10 protein-coding genes are annotated in these 14,127 nt (G+C 69.5%); 9 read left to right on the top strand and 1 reads right to left on the bottom strand.

Features of this window, described 5'->3' with window-relative positions; genetic code table 11:
* Positions 1 to 87: 87 nt before the first annotated feature.
* Positions 88 to 1,305: a glycosyltransferase family 4 protein gene (locus AC3FMM_RS08775; RefSeq protein ID WP_240991365.1), complete on the bottom strand. Its 1,218-nt coding sequence runs from the start codon at positions 1,303 to 1,305 to the stop codon at positions 88 to 90.
* 124 nt (positions 1,306 to 1,429) lie between these two features.
* Between AC3FMM_RS08775 and AC3FMM_RS08770 the strand changes: the two genes are divergently transcribed.
* From AC3FMM_RS08770 to AC3FMM_RS08730, 9 genes are all read left to right on the top strand, one after another.
* The gene (locus AC3FMM_RS08770; protein WP_116314009.1) at positions 1,430 to 2,587 is read left to right on the top strand and encodes a glycosyltransferase; all 1,158 of its coding nucleotides are present in this window, start codon (positions 1,430 to 1,432) and stop codon (positions 2,585 to 2,587) included.
* 702 nt (positions 2,588 to 3,289) lie between these two features.
* Positions 3,290 to 5,062, top strand: a complete 1,773-nt coding sequence (locus AC3FMM_RS08765) for a type I secretion system permease/ATPase (protein WP_240987784.1) — start codon at positions 3,290 to 3,292, stop codon at positions 5,060 to 5,062.
* Positions 5,063 to 5,073: 11 nt separating this feature from the next.
* Positions 5,074 to 6,417 (top strand): HlyD family type I secretion periplasmic adaptor subunit, encoded by a 1,344-nt coding sequence (locus AC3FMM_RS08760; RefSeq protein WP_115713872.1) that lies wholly within the window; start codon positions 5,074 to 5,076, stop codon positions 6,415 to 6,417.
* Positions 6,417 to 7,913: a TolC family outer membrane protein gene (locus AC3FMM_RS08755; protein WP_488686448.1), complete on the top strand. Its 1,497-nt coding sequence runs from the start codon at positions 6,417 to 6,419 to the stop codon at positions 7,911 to 7,913. Before AC3FMM_RS08760 ends, AC3FMM_RS08755 begins: the two co-directional genes overlap by 1 nt.
* Positions 7,900 to 9,378 (top strand): mannose-1-phosphate guanylyltransferase/mannose-6-phosphate isomerase, encoded by a 1,479-nt coding sequence (locus AC3FMM_RS08750; RefSeq protein ID WP_488686447.1) that lies wholly within the window; start codon positions 7,900 to 7,902, stop codon positions 9,376 to 9,378. Before AC3FMM_RS08755 ends, AC3FMM_RS08750 begins: the two co-directional genes overlap by 14 nt.
* Before the next feature lie 35 nt (positions 9,379 to 9,413).
* A complete protein-coding gene (locus tag AC3FMM_RS08745) occupies positions 9,414 to 10,193 on the top strand; it encodes an ABC transporter permease (RefSeq protein ID WP_115713869.1) in 780 nt (259 codons plus the stop codon).
* A 1-nt stretch (position 10,194) separates the two neighbouring features.
* Positions 10,195 to 11,475, top strand: a complete 1,281-nt coding sequence (locus AC3FMM_RS08740) for an ABC transporter ATP-binding protein (protein WP_326346461.1) — start codon at positions 10,195 to 10,197, stop codon at positions 11,473 to 11,475.
* The gene (locus AC3FMM_RS08735) at positions 11,465 to 13,063 is read left to right on the top strand and encodes a methyltransferase domain-containing protein (protein WP_488686446.1); all 1,599 of its coding nucleotides are present in this window, start codon (positions 11,465 to 11,467) and stop codon (positions 13,061 to 13,063) included. Before AC3FMM_RS08740 ends, AC3FMM_RS08735 begins: the two co-directional genes overlap by 11 nt.
* A complete protein-coding gene (locus AC3FMM_RS08730; RefSeq protein WP_488686445.1) occupies positions 13,060 to 14,085 on the top strand; it encodes a glycosyltransferase family 4 protein in 1,026 nt (341 codons plus the stop codon). The genes AC3FMM_RS08735 and AC3FMM_RS08730 overlap by 4 nt, the downstream gene beginning before the upstream one ends.
* The last annotated feature ends 42 nt before the right edge of the window (positions 14,086 to 14,127 follow it).

Genomic DNA, 14,127 nt, shown 5'->3' with positions numbered 1-14,127 from the left:
CTTGCTTTTCTCGCTGGGTCAAAGCGGCAAGCGTAGCCGGCGGACTGCACCCGTTCCGTGATGGGTGTCACATTCCTCCGCGTGCCGTCACCCGCGCCCCGTGGCGAGCAGTTCGCGATAGACCTCGAGGGTTTCGCGCGCGCAGCGCTGCCAGCTGAAGCCGGCGGCGCGGCGCAGGGCGCGTGCGCCGATGGCCGCACGCCAGTGCGCGTCTTCGCAGGCGCGCAGCATTGCCGCGCTGAAGCCATCGATGTCGTCCGGGTCCAGCAAAACCCCGCCATCACCCACCACGTCCGGCAGCGCCGAACGGTCCGAGCAGATGACCGGTACCCCGCAGGCCATGGCTTCAAGCGGCGGCAGGCCGAAGCCTTCGTAGATGGACGGGTAGACCATGGCGCAGGCGCCGGCGACCAGGCTCGGCAGATCCGCGTCGGGCACATAGCCCGCCACGCGAACCTCGCCCCGCGCCACGGCGGGTGCCATCTCGCGCTCCAGCTCGCTGGTCAGCCAGCCCTTGATGCCGGCCAGCACCAGCGGCATATGGCGTCGCAGCGCGGCCGGCAACCGCTGGTGCGCGCGCAGCGCCGTTGAAAGCCGCTTGCGCGGCTCCAGGGTGCCCAGTGCCAGCAGATAGCGGCCGGGCAGCAGACCCTGGCGTGCGAGCACCGGCGCAAGCACGTCGGTCGCAAGGGGCCGGAACGCCGGCGCGACGCCGTTGTGGACCACCCTGACCTTGCCGGGGTCGACCTCGCACAGTGCCAGCAACTCGGCGCGCACGAAGTCGGACACCACGATGACGCGGTCGGCCCTCGTCAGCGCGCGCGGAAACTGGCGGCGCATCAGGTCGACCCGTGCAGCGGGATGGGTCTCCGGATAGCGCAGCCACGATACGTCGTGCGCCGTGAGTACGGTCGGCAGCGCGCCGTAGCAGAAGGGCAGGAAGTTGGTCTCATGGTAGAGCGCCGCCTCGCGCGGCAGGCCCGCGCGGAACCGGTGCGCCTGCCACGCGCGCGAGGCGGCATGCGCCAGCCCCGAGCGGCGCAGCAGGCCCCGCCCCGCGGTACGCCATGCGGCGGGGCGCGCCGCATTGTGCGGCGCCAGCCCATCGGCCCCGGCGTGAGCGCTGGCGCTGCGGGCCTCGCTCCAGCCTGTGCCCAGGAAACAGTGCGGCGCCGCGCCAAGCGCCGCCAGCTCGCGCACCAGGTGACGCGTGTACTGGCCGATCCCGGTCAGCGGGGATGACAGCGAAACGGCACCCACCGCGACGCACAGCGGCTGGGCCAGGAAGCAGGAGGACAGGGGCATGAGGCGCAACCATAGCGAGCCGGTGGCCGCCGTTCTGTGACAGCCATCACACTGCGCGGGTGCGCGCCACGAGAGACTCTGCCACCAGCGCCGACCAGGGCCGGATGCCAAGCCACACACTGACATGAATATTCTGCACGTCTTCAAGGTGTACTACCCGGACTCGTACGGGGGCATCGAACAGGTCATCCGCCAGCTCGCGCGCAGGCAACCCGACGGCCTGGCGCACGAGGTATTCACCCTGAGCCGGCATGGCGGTGGCGCGCAGCGCGAACTGGAGATCGACGGCGTGCGCGTCACGCGCGCGCGTGCGCACCTGTCGCCAGCCTCGACGCCGATCTCGTTCAGTGCGCTGGCGCAGTTCCGGCGCGCGGTGGCGTGGGCCGATGTCGTGCAGTACCACTTCCCATGGCCCTTTGGCGACGTGCTGCATTTTGCCGCGGGTGTGCGCGTGCCGGCGCTCGTCACCTACCACTCCGACATCGTGCGCCAGCGCCTGCTGATGCCCGTGTATGCGCCGCTGATGCATCGTTTCCTGGGCAGCATGCAGGCCATCGTCGCCACCTCGCCCAACTACCTCGAAACCAGCGACGTACTGCGCCGCCATCGCGCGCGCGTGCACACCATCCCGATCGGCCTCGATGCCAGCGAATGCGAGGCGGACCCCGCCCGCGTCGCCATGTGGCGCGAACGCGTGGGGGAGGGCTTCTTCCTGTTCGTGGGCGTGATCCGCTACTACAAGGGCCTGCATATCCTGATGCAGGCGTGCCGCGACGCGGCGTTCCGCGTCGTCATCGTCGGCACCGGACCGCAGGAAGACGCCCTGAGGCAACAGGCCGTCGCGCTGGGGCTCGACAACGTGACGTTCCTCGGCGTGCTGCCGGATGCCGACAAGCATGCGCTGCTGTCGCTGTGCCGGGGTGTGGTGTTCCCCTCGCACCTGCGGGCCGAAGCTTTCGGCGTCACGCTGCTCGAAGGGGCAATGTTCGGCAAGCCGCTGGTGTCTTCCGAGATCGGCACCGGCAGCAGCTATGTCAACGTGCACGATCACACCGGCTACGTGGTGCCGCCGGCCGATCCGGCATCCCTGCGTGCCGCGCTCACGCGGCTGCACGCCGACGCCAGCCTGGCCGCAACCCTCGGCCGTAACGCCCGCGCTCGCTTCGTCGAAAAATTCAGCGCCAGCACGATGCGGCGGCGTTACCACGCGCTCTACGAGAGCGTGCTGCGCGACGGCGCGGTGACAACGCCGGCGGGCGAACCGGAGTTTCGGCGCTGGTGAGGTTGCGGCCAGCATGCGTCAACGAATTGGGATAGCGAACGCCTTGCGGATTCTGGTCGCGTACTCCGTTGATGCGCCGGCCCTCACCCCCGCCCCTCTCCCGCGTGCGGGAGAAAACAAGAGGGCAATAAGAACCAGAGGGATCGCCCGCGATAGCGCGTGCGAGCGCAGCGACGCACTCCATGCCCGAGCCCAAGGCCTGAGATAGGGCGTGCGCGTAGCGCAGCCGAAGGCGTCCTACCAACAACGCCGTTCGCAGGCGGCCACCGACCTGAAGTCGGGTTCGTCCATCCGACCTCGAACGCCAGGCACATCCAGGTAGCGTCAGCAGCGTCGAACCACCAACCGCTTCACCGCAAGTCACCACCGTTCGAACCACCAACGCCGCCTTAGCCAGCCGCTCAGGCGACGCGCTTCTTGCCTACTTCTTGGCGCTCGGACAAGAAGTAGGTCGCCGGCTACGCCGGCGAAACAGCCGCGCCAGCCAAGGACGACAGCCATCCGCATTACCTAAGGAAAACCTCTCACCCACCAAAACAAAACCAACCGTGACCCACCTCACACAATTTTGTGATGAACGTCACAAGCACCACCCCAGCCCTCATCCAGAATTCGCACCTGCTTTGTGACACCACGTCACAACGCGACCAGCCCCCGGCAGGTGCCATTCTCCGCAGTGCTTAAGGTGTATCCGCAATCCATATGAGCCAATCCGCGCCTCCCGGCAGTGAAATCCTGACAGCCCTGCGCGCGCACAAGAGTGCCCTGCGCAATATCGGCGTGTTCAGTGCCGTGATCAACCTGCTGATGCTCGTGCCGTCGCTCTACATGCTGCAGGTCTACGACCGCGTGCTGCAAAGCCGCAGCGAGACCACGCTGTGGATGCTCAGCGCCATCACGCTGGGCTTGTTTGCGCTGATTTCCGTGCTCGAGTACGTGCGCAGCCAGGTGGCCATCCATGTCGGTGCCCAGCTTGACGCCCAGCTCAACCGGCGCGTCTACACCGCCGCCTTCGAAACCAACCTGCGCCAGGGTGGCTACATCGCCGGCCAGGCGCTCAACGACCTGACCACGCTGCGTCAGTTCATTTCCGGCTCCACGCTGTTTGCGTTCTTCGACGCGCCGTGGTTCCCGCTTTATCTGGGCGTGATCTTCCTGTTCGACTTCCATCTCGGACTGTTTGCGTTGTGCGGCGCCGCCGTGCTGATTGCGCTGGCGGTGATCAACGAGCGCATCTCGCGCCAGCCGCTGGACGAAGCGGGCCGGCTGTCGCTGCGTTCCGCCGAATCGGCCACGGTGACGCTGCGCAATGCCGAGGCCATCGAGGCAATGGGCATGCTGGGGCCGCTGCAGGCGCGCTGGCTGCGCATTCACGAAGCCTTTCTCGGCAAGCAGGGCGAGGCGAGCGAGAAGGCGTCGATCGTCGGCGCGTGGACCCGCTTCGCGCGCATCGCCTTGCAATCGATGGTGCTCGGCGTGGGTGCCTTGCTGGTGCTGGACAACGAGATCACCGCCGGGATGATGATCGCGGCCTCGATCCTGATGGGCAAGACCCTGAGCCCGGTCGAGGGCGTGATCGGCGGCTGGAAGCAGTGGAGCGCGGCGCGGGCGGCCCACGAGCGCCTGCACAAGCTGCTGGCGGCGAATCCGGCGCGGCGCAGCGCGATGTCGCTGCCGCGCCCGCGCGGGCAGCTCGCCGTGGCGCGGCTGGTCGGCGGCGCGCCGGGCACCGCGCCGGTGCTCAAGAACGTCAACTTCGCGCTGCCGCCGGGCGAGGTGCTTGGCGTGATCGGTCCCAGCGCTTCGGGCAAATCCACGCTGGCGCGCCTGCTGGTTGGCGTATGGCCGCCATTGGCGGGCGAGGTGCGGCTCGACGGCGCCGATGTCTGGCAATGGAACAAGGATGAACTGGGACCGTTCGTCGGCTATCTGCCGCAGGACATCGAGCTGTTCGCAGGGACGGTGGCGGAGAACATCGCGCGCTTCGGCGAGCTTGATGCCGAGGCTGTGGTCGAAGCCGCGCGCCTTGCCGGTGTGCACGACATGGTGCTGAAACTGCCCAAGGGCTACGGCACCGAGCTTGGCCCGGATGGCGCCGGACTGTCGGGCGGGCAGAAGCAGCGCATCGCGCTGGCGCGCGCGCTGTATGGCTCGCCGGCGCTGATCGTGCTCGACGAGCCGAACTCCAACCTGGACGAAGCCGGAGAGGCGGCGCTGGCCCGGGCGATCACGCTGTGCCGCGAACGCGGCGCCACGGTCGTCATCGTCAGCCATCGCAGCAGCGTCCTGGCCGTGACGACCCGGCTGCTGGTGCTGCAGGACGGTACCTCGCATGCATTCGGCCCGACGCAAGAGGTGCTGCGCGCGATGCAGCAGCGGGCACAGCCGCAAGCGGGCGGCAAGCCGGCGCGCGGCGCCGAGCCAGTCCTGGCGAGCCGCGGCGAGCCCGCGCGTGCCGCCGGCTCACATTCCTGACCTGAATCGCCATGCCTTTCGATCATGCATCGTCGCTGCCGCCGGCCGTCGCCGCCGCGCAGCCATCTGCGCCCGCGGTTCCCGCGCGCCGCTACAGCCGCATCGGCTGGACCGTCATCGCCGCCGGGCTGGGAGGCTTCCTGTTGTGGGCGGCGCTGGCGCCGCTGGACAAGGGCGTGCCGGTGGCGGGTACCGTCATCGTCTCGGGCAACCGCAAGGTGGTCCAGCACCCGAGCGGCGGCATTGTCGAGAAGATCCTGGTCAAGGACGGCGACAAGGTCAGGACCGGGCAGGTCCTGGTCACCATGAACCATACGCAGGCGCGCGCGCAGGCCGAGGCGACGCGTGCGCAGCTGCTCACCGCGCGTGCGGTCGAGGCGCGCCTGCTGGCGGAGCGCGACGGCCTTGCCGACATCGACTTCGGCGAGATCGGTCGCGAGGCGGCATCGGATCCGGGCGTGGCCGAGGTGATCGCCGTGCAGCGGCAACTCTTTGCCTCGCGCCGGCAGGCCTTGCAGAAGGAGCTTGGCACGATTGCCGAGGGCATCACCGGGCTGCAATCACAGTTGAGCGGGCTGCGCGATGCGCGCCAGAACAAGCAGCAGCAGCTGGCCGCACTGCGCGAGCAGCTGCAAAACATGCGTGAGCTGGCGCGCGAAGGCTACATGCCACGCAACCGTCTGCTCGACACCGAGCGCCTCTACGCGCAGGTCAACGGCGAGATCTCGGCAGATCTTGGCACCATCGGCCGCACCCAGAGCCAGCTCACCGAACTGCGCATACGCGCCAGCCTTCGCCGCGAGCAGGAACAGAAGGAGGTGCGGACGCTGCTGGGCGAAGCGCAGCGCGATGTACGCATGCTGCGCAGCCGGCTGGAGGGGCTTGACTTCGACGTCGCCAACACGCAGGTGCGCGCGCCGGTGTCGGGCTCGGTGGTGGGGCTGGCCATCTTTACCCAGGGCGGCGTGGTCGCGCCCGGCGCCCGGCTGATGGACGTGGTGCCGGACGGCGAGCCGCTCGAAGTCGAGGCGCGGGTGCCGGTCAACCTGATCGACAAGGTCACCAGCGGCCTGCCGGTGGAACTGATGTTCACGGCGTTCAACCAGAGCCGCACGCCGCGTATCCCGGCAGCGGTCTCGGTGGTGTCGGCGGACCGCCTGACCGAAGAAGAGGGCGCGCCGTACTACAAGATCCGCGCGCAGGTGACGCCGGACGGCATGGACCGGCTCGCCGGCCACCAGGTCCGGCCCGGCATGCCGGTGGAGGTCTTCATCAAGACCGGCGAGCGCACCATGCTGAGCTATCTGTTCAAGCCGGTGGCCGATCGCGCGAGAACGGCGCTGACGGAGGAATGATGCGCGTCGTTCGTGCTGGAACCGGCGTGCTGGCCACGCTCGCCGCCGCTTGCCTGCTGTGCGCGCCAGGTGGCGCCGCCGCGCAGGCCATGTCGCTGTTCGATGCCTATCACCTGGCGCTCGCGCAGGATCCCCGCTTCCGCGCGGCGGTCGAAGAGGCCGCCGCCGGCGAGCAGTACCGCGTGATCGGGCGGTCCTTCCTGTTGCCGCAGATCCAGTTCACCTACAACTGGGCGCGCAACCGTTCGGACATCACCCGCTATGCCGGGCCGCGCCTCGGCGACCAGACCACCACCGAGTTCTATCGCAGCTACAGCGGCGCGGTGCAGCTGCGCCAGCCGCTGTTCAACTGGGACTACTGGTCGCGCTTCCGCCAGGGCGAAGCGCAGTCGCAGGCCAGCGCGGCGTTGTTCGACAGCCGGCGCCAGGAACTGGCGCTGCGCGTAACCACGGCCTTCACCGAGGTGCTGGAGGCCTACGACGTGATCGCGCTGGCCGAAGCGGAGCGCGACGCGCTGCAGGAACAGCTGAAACAGAACTACCGCTTCTTCGACAAGGGCGAGGGTACGCGCACCGACATCGTCGAGACGCAGGCCCGGCTCGACCTCGCGGTGGCGCAGGTGATCGAGGCACGCGACGGCCTGACCGCCGCGCGCAAGCGCCTGGACGCGATCCTCGGAGCCAGCGAGGGCGGCCAGGACCGGCTACTGGCGACATTGTCGCCGGAGTTCCGCGCGCTGGGACCGGTGCCGGCCGATATCGGGTACTGGACCGATGCCGCCATCGCCAACAATCCCGAGCTGCAGTCGCGCGAGCACGGCGTGGAGGCGGCGCGGCAGGATATCGGCCGCGCGCGTGCCGGCCACCTGCCCAGGGTCGACCTGGTGGCCAGCTACGGCGAGAACAAGTCGGAAACCGTCAACACGCTGAACACCAAGTACGACACCGCGTACGTCGGCCTGCAGGTGGCCGTGCCGCTGTTCAGCGGCGGTGCCGTCAGCGCCCAGGTCAGCCAGGCCGAGGCCGGCTACCGCAAGGCGATGGCCGAGTTCGACGGGCGTCGTACCGAGGTCACGGACGAAGTGCGCAAGCAGTTCGACCTGGCCCTCAGCAGCGTGGTCAAGGTCGGCGCCTACGAGCAGGCGGAACAGGCCGCGCGGGAACTGCTGCGCGCGACGCGCCTGAGCATCGCCGCGGGCATGCGCGTCAACCTGGACCTGCTCAATGCGCAGCAGCAGCTGCATACCGCGCGCCGCAACCTGGCCCGCGCCCGCTATACCAACGTCGTCACGCGGCTGCGGCTGCGGTTTGCGGCGGGCCTGCTTACCGAGCAGGACGTGCGCGAAGCCAGTGCGCAGTTTTCGGGCCACGCCGCGACGGTGCAGCGTGAGCGGCCCGAGCGGCCCGAGCGGCAAGAGCGCAGAACCGCAAGCCGCGCCCCGGATGCGTCGGCCGCCACCAAGCCCTTTGGAGAACCCAGACATGGACAACACTGATCTGCCGGTACTGGTCCCGGTGGTGATTTCCGGCGGCGCCGGAACCCGGCTCTGGCCGGTCTCGCGCGAGACCTTTCCCAAGCCGATGATGACGCTGGCGGATGGCGAAAGTCTGCTGCAGAAGACGTTCAACCGCGTGGCGGCCCTGCCGGGCGTGCAGGAGGTAGTGACCGTCATCAACCGCGACATCTACTTTCTCGCTCGCGACACGTTCGCGCGCAGCGCCGCGGGAGCCATGCCATGCAGCTTCCTGCTCGAGCCGGTCGGCCGCAACACCGCCGCGGCCATTGCCGCGGCAGCGAGCTGGGTGGCGCGACGGCACGGCGACCATGCCTTGATGCTGGTGCTGCCTGCCGATCACCTGATCGAGCCGCTGGAGAGTTTCGTCGAAGCGGTGACGGCGGCGGCGGCGGTGGCGCGGCAGGGGTGGCTGGCCACGTTCGGCGTGGCGCCTACCGCGCCGGAAACCGGTTATGGCTACATCCAGGCCGGGCCGCGCATCGGCGCGGCGGGCGAGTCGGCGCACCTGGCGTGCCGCTTCGTGGAGAAGCCCGCGCTGGAGCTGGCCAAGGCCTACCTGGCCAGCGGCGACTACCTGTGGAACTCGGGCATGTTCTGCTTCTCGGCCGGCGCCGTGCTGGCCGAGCTGCAGCGCTACGCCTCGGATATCGTCGACCAGGCTGCCGGCAGTGTCCGCGGCGGCCGCGAACTGCGCGCCGGCGACCAGCTGTCGCTCGAGCTTGACCCGGTGGCGTTCGAGGCGGTGCGCGCCCAGTCGCTGGATTTTGCCTTGATGGAGCGCTCCCAGCGCGTGGCCGTGGTGCGCAACACCATGCGCTGGAGCGATGTCGGTTCGTGGTCGAGCGTGAGCGCGCTGCTGCCGCAGGATGGCGAGGGCAACAGCGTGAGCGCCGAGGCCGTGCTGCACAACACCCGCCGCTGCTTTATCCGCAGCGAGCGCGTGGTCGGTGCCGTCGGCCTGGACAACCTGATGATCGTCGACACCGAGGACGCGCTGCTGGTGGCGCACCGCGAGCATGCCGAGGATGTACGCCACATCGTCACGGCGCTGCAGCGCAAAGGGCATGACGCCTACCGGCACCATCGGACGGTGCGGCGGCCCTGGGGCGCGTATTCCGTGCTGGTGGAGGGCGAGCGCTTCAAGGTCAAGCGCATTGTGGTCGCGCCCGGCCAGTCGCTGTCGCTGCAGCTGCACGCGCATCGCTACGAGCACTGGATCGTGGTGTCCGGCGAAGCGCTGGTCGAGAACGGCACGCAGCACGCGCGGCTGCTGGCCAACCAGTCCACCTACATTCCCGCGGGACAGAAGCACCGGCTGCACAACCCCGGCAGCGGCGAGCTGGTGCTGATCGAAGTGCAGTGCGGCAACTATCTGGGCGAGGACGACATCGTGCGCTTCGAGGACAACTATGGCCGTGCGCCGGCTTCGGCGCACCACGCCTGAAGTGGGCCGGTCGCGCAGACGAGGGAACAAGGACCATGGCAAGACGCGAGGCACTTTCAACGATGCTGCTGTTCGCGCGGCAGGAGCTGGTGGACCGCCAGCAGGGCCAGCTGTTCGGCATGGCCTGGCTGATCATCCACCCGCTGTGCCTTATCATCGTGTTCAGTACCGTGTTCTCGCACCTGATGCGGGCGCGGCTCGGCAGCGACGGCAGCCCCTACGCCTATACTGTGTACCTGATCGGCGGGATGCTGGCGTGGAACCTGTTCGCCAACACGCTGTCGCGCCTGTCCACGGTCTATACCGCCAAGGCACACCTGATCCGCAAGGTACCGGTAAGCCTGGGGCTGATGCCCCTGCACGTGGTCGCGGTGGAACTGGTGGTCTACGGCATATCGATGGCGCTCTATGCCGCCTACCTGGCCGTGATCGGCTTTCCGTTCAACCCGGCCTGGCTGGCGCTGCCGGCGGTGGTCGGGCTGCTGGGCGCGTTCGCCTACGGTGTCGGCATCGTGCTCGGCATGCTCGAGGTGTTCCTGCCGGACGTGCGCCATATCGTGGTGGTCGCGCTGCAGTTCGGCTTCTGGATGACTCCGGTGGTCTACCTGCCCGAGATCCTGCCGCCATGGGCGCGCGGCTTGCTGATGCTCAACCCGGCGTACTGGGCCATCGACGCGGTCCACGTCATCATCCTCGGCGGCCGCTTGCCGGCGCCGGCCCCGCTGGCGGCACTGGCGCTGCTGGCGGCCGCGTTGCTGCTGGCCGCGCGCTGGATGAAGCGGCGGCTGGAACGCGAACTACGGGACTTGCTCTGACATGCCGGGCACTGCATCCACGGCGCCGCTGCTCGCGCTGACGCGCGTCAGCAAGGCGTTCCGCCTCTACGCATCACCCGCGGACCGGCTCAGGGAGGCGCTGCTGCGCCGGGCCTGCCATCGCGACCACCAGGCGCTCGATGGCGTCAGCCTGGAAGTCCGGCCGGGCGACGCAGTCGGGGTGATCGGGCGCAACGGCGCGGGCAAGTCCACGCTGCTCAAGCTGGTCACCGGGGTACTGCTGCCCGATGCCGGCACGGTCCGGCATGCCGGCCGGGTCACCGGCTTGCTGGAACTGGGCACGGGGTTCGATCCCAACCTGTCGGGGCGCGACAACATCGACGTCAATGCCCGGCTGCTGGGCATGGACGCGGCGGAAGTGCGGCGCAAGCGCGATGCCATCATCGCGTTCTCCGAGCTGGGGCCGTTCATCGATGCCCCGGTGCGCACATACTCGTCAGGGATGACGATGCGCCTTGGCTTTGCCATCGCCATTCACGCGGATCCGGACTGCTTTGTCGTCGACGAAGCGCTGTCGGTCGGCGATGCCCGCTTCCAGCAGAAGTGCATCGCCAGGATCCGCGAGTACCGGGAGCAGGGTGGCGGCATTCTTTTTGTCTCGCACGATGTCAACGCGATCAAGCTGGTCTGCAATCGCGCGGTGGTGCTGGAAGCGGGCCGGCTGCTGTTCGACGGCCCGCCGGAGCAGGCCGTGAGCCGCTATTTCCGGCTGATCGCCGGGGTGCCCGCCGACATGCAGATGACGGCGCGCGATGACGACGGCGATGGCGACCGCGACTACGGGCAACGGCGCACGCGCATCGTGGCCGCCACGCTGCATGACGGACAAGGCCGGGCATCGCGCAAGTTTGTCTGCGGCGATGCGGTCAGCCTGCGGCTTGCCGTGGCCTCGGACGACAACGTGGCGCTGAACGTCGGCTTCCTGCTGCGCGACCGCTTCGGCCAGGACATGTTCGGCACCAATACCGGACTGCTGGGGCGCCGGGTCGAGTTCCGCCGCGGCACGGTGTCGGAATGCCGCTTCGATTTCCCGGTGCGGCTGGCGCCGGGCAGCTATTCGGTCACGCTCGCGGTCCACTCGGAGCTGACCCACCTTCACAACTGCCAGCACTGGCTGGACAACGCACTCGAGTTCGAAGTATCGGCATTTGGTTCCTGCGCCTTCGCCGGGGTGTGCGAGCTGCCGGTCAGCTTCAGCCAGACGCCGCAGGGCGTGCGCGCCGGTGCCGGTGCCGACAAGGAGATTCCCTTTGCTTCATGAGCGATATGCGCCATCCGAGCCCACTGAACCGGTCGCGCCGGCCAGGCCCGCGCCAGGCGCGGACGCCGCTTGCGCGGACCAGGCGCGGGAGCAGGCGCGCGCGGCGCTGGAGGCGCTGGTCGCCCGCGTGCGCGCCGAGGCCGCCGCGGCCGATGGCAAGGCCAGCGCGCTCGATCCGCTGTCCGCGGACTACCTGAGCCTGCCCGAGCCGGCGCTGCCGGAACTGGGCTATGCCGGCGCGGACGGTGTCCTGCACCCGGTCCATTTGCTGTCGATCCCGCGCGCGGAGTTTGTCGGGCAGGCCTACCGCCTGCTGCTGGGACGCGAGCCCGACGACGCCGGCGCCGCGCACTACGCCGCGGTGCTGGCGTTGACCGGCAGCCGGCTGTGGGTCGTGGCACAGCTGCGCGGCTCGGCCGAGGGCCGTCGCCGCAGCGTACGGCTGGCCGGCGGCGCCGGACTGCTGGCACGGTACCTGGCGGCCCGCGTCGCGGTACGGCTGGGCCTGGGCGGACCGGCGCGGCGCGCCTTCGGCCGCTACGAGCAGCGCCTGGCCAGCCGCGAGGCGGCGGGGGTCTGGCTTGCCGATGCGTTGCAGCGGCAACGCGACGGCATGCTGCGCGCGCAGCGCGCCTGGCGCAAGCCGATCGAGGCGGTCGCGGGCAGCGTGCTGAATGCCCTGCGCGAACAGCGCGACGCACGCGCGCGCCTCGACGTGCTGGAAGACCAGCTCGACAAGCTCTCGGCCGAGCTGACCCATGAGCGCCTGTCGCGCATGGGCGAGCGCCGCACCGCGCCGCCCGTGCCGGGCCTGCTGCCCCACCACGGCGGTGGCGATAACGTGCATGGCGAGGCCGCGCCCGGCGCGGACCTGCGCGCGCAGATCGAAGCCTATTACATGGCCTTCGAGAACGCTAACCGCGGCTCGCGCGAAGAGATCCGCCGCAAGCTGTCCGCCTATGACGACTGGATCGAGGCCCTGCGCAAGGCGGCACCCGGCCCGGTGCTGGACATCGGCTGCGGGCGCGGCGAATGGCTGGAACTGCTGGCCGAGCGTGGCATTCCGGCGCGCGGCGTCGATCTCAACAGCACCATGGTGGCGTTCTGCCGCGGCCGCGGCCTGGAGGTCGACGCCTGCGATGGCGTAGAGGCCATGGCCCGCATGCCGGCCGCCGCGCTGGGCGCGGTGACGGCGTTCCATGTGGTCGAGCATCTGCCTTTCGAAGTGCTGTACGCGATGATCGCCAACGCGGCGCGGGTGCTGGCGCCGGGCGGCTCGATCCTGATCGAGACGCCGAATCCGGAGAACCTGCTGGTGGGCAGCCATACCTTCTATCACGACTTCTCCCACCGCAATCCGGTCACGCCGACGTCGCTGTCGTTCCTGCTGGCATTCCACGGCTTCGAGGCGCCGCAGGTGCTGCGGCTCAATCCCTATCCGGCAGCGGCCAAGGTGCCCGGCGACGACCCCTTGACCGAACGCGTCAACGGCCACCTGTGCGGACCGCAGGACTACGCCATGATCGCGCGCAAGCCGCTGCTGCCGACGGCCACGCCGGCGCCGCCGCACGAAGCCGCCGCACCGTGAAGATCCTGCTGACCGCGAACCTGGTGCCGTTCCTGCACGGCGGCGCCGAGTACCACATCGCCAATCTCGCCGCCGCGCTGCGCGAGGCCGGGCACACGCTCGAGGTGCTGCGGCTGCCGTTTCGCTTCGGGCCGGAGCACGCCGTGGAGCAGGCCATGGCGCACGCAGCCGCGCTCGATATGCATCGCCCCAACGGGGTGGAGATCGACCGCGTGATCAGCCTGCAGTTTCCGGGCTGGGGGCTTGCGCACCCGGATCACCACGTGTGGGTGATGCACCAGCATCGCGCCGTGTACGACCTGTATGCCGAAGCCGCGGCCACGCCGCCGCTGCGGCGCCTGCGCGAGCGTGTGATCGCCTTCGACAACGCCAGCCTTGCCCGCACCCGCCGGCGCTTCGCCAACTCGCAGCGCGTGGCGCAGCGGCTGTGGCAGTACAACCAGATCGAAGCCGAGCCGCTCTATCACCCGCCGCCGCTGGTGGGGCGGTTCCGCTGCGAAGCGGCGCTGCCGTTCGTCTTCATGCCGAGCCGGCTCGAGACGCTCAAGCGCCAGGCGCTGCTGGTCGAGGCCGCCGCGCGGCTGCGTGGGGGGCTGTCGATCGTGCTGGCCGGCACCGGCGGCCAGATGGAAATGCTGCGCCAGCGGATCGAGGCGCTCGGCGTGGGCCACCGCGTGGCGCTGCTGGGCGAGATCAGCGAACAGGAGAAGCTGCACTTCTACGCCCGTGCCCTTGCCGTGTGCTTTCCCGCGCGCGACGAAGACTACGGCTATGTGACGCTCGAGGCGATGCTGTCCGCCAAGCCGGTGGTGGTCTGCAGCGACGGCGGCGGGCCGCTCGAGTTCGTGCGGCACGGGGAAAACGGCTGGGTGGTGCCGCCGGACCCGGACGCGCTGGCCGCGACGCTGGAGGCCATCGCGGCGCGTCCGGCGCAGGCCGCCGAGATGGGCGTGGCGGGCCGCCAGATGCTGCTGGCGCGCGGCATCGGCTGGGAACACGTGGTCGCGACGCTGACCTCGTGAGCGGCCCACCGTGAAGACAACTGACCACATCATGGTAGAGCG

This window comes from Cupriavidus sp. 207A1, assembly GCF_057798955.1.
This window is presented reverse-complemented; position numbering and strand designations above follow the sequence as displayed.

Coding starts and splice junctions, on each gene's coding strand:
- AC3FMM_RS08765 (WP_240987784.1), top strand. CDS start 3,290: ATGAGCCAATCCGCGCCTCCCGGCAGTGAAATCCTGACAGCCCTGCGC.
- AC3FMM_RS08770 (WP_116314009.1), top strand. CDS start 1,430: ATGAATATTCTGCACGTCTTCAAGGTGTACTACCCGGACTCGTACGGG.
- AC3FMM_RS08750 (WP_488686447.1), top strand. CDS start 7,900: ATGGACAACACTGATCTGCCGGTACTGGTCCCGGTGGTGATTTCCGGC.
- AC3FMM_RS08740 (WP_326346461.1), top strand. CDS start 10,195: ATGCCGGGCACTGCATCCACGGCGCCGCTGCTCGCGCTGACGCGCGTC.
- AC3FMM_RS08745 (WP_115713869.1), top strand. CDS start 9,414: ATGGCAAGACGCGAGGCACTTTCAACGATGCTGCTGTTCGCGCGGCAG.
- AC3FMM_RS08760 (WP_115713872.1), top strand. CDS start 5,074: ATGCCTTTCGATCATGCATCGTCGCTGCCGCCGGCCGTCGCCGCCGCG.
- AC3FMM_RS08755 (WP_488686448.1), top strand. CDS start 6,417: ATGCGCGTCGTTCGTGCTGGAACCGGCGTGCTGGCCACGCTCGCCGCC.
- AC3FMM_RS08775 (WP_240991365.1), bottom strand. CDS start 1,305: ATGCCCCTGTCCTCCTGCTTCCTGGCCCAGCCGCTGTGCGTCGCGGTG.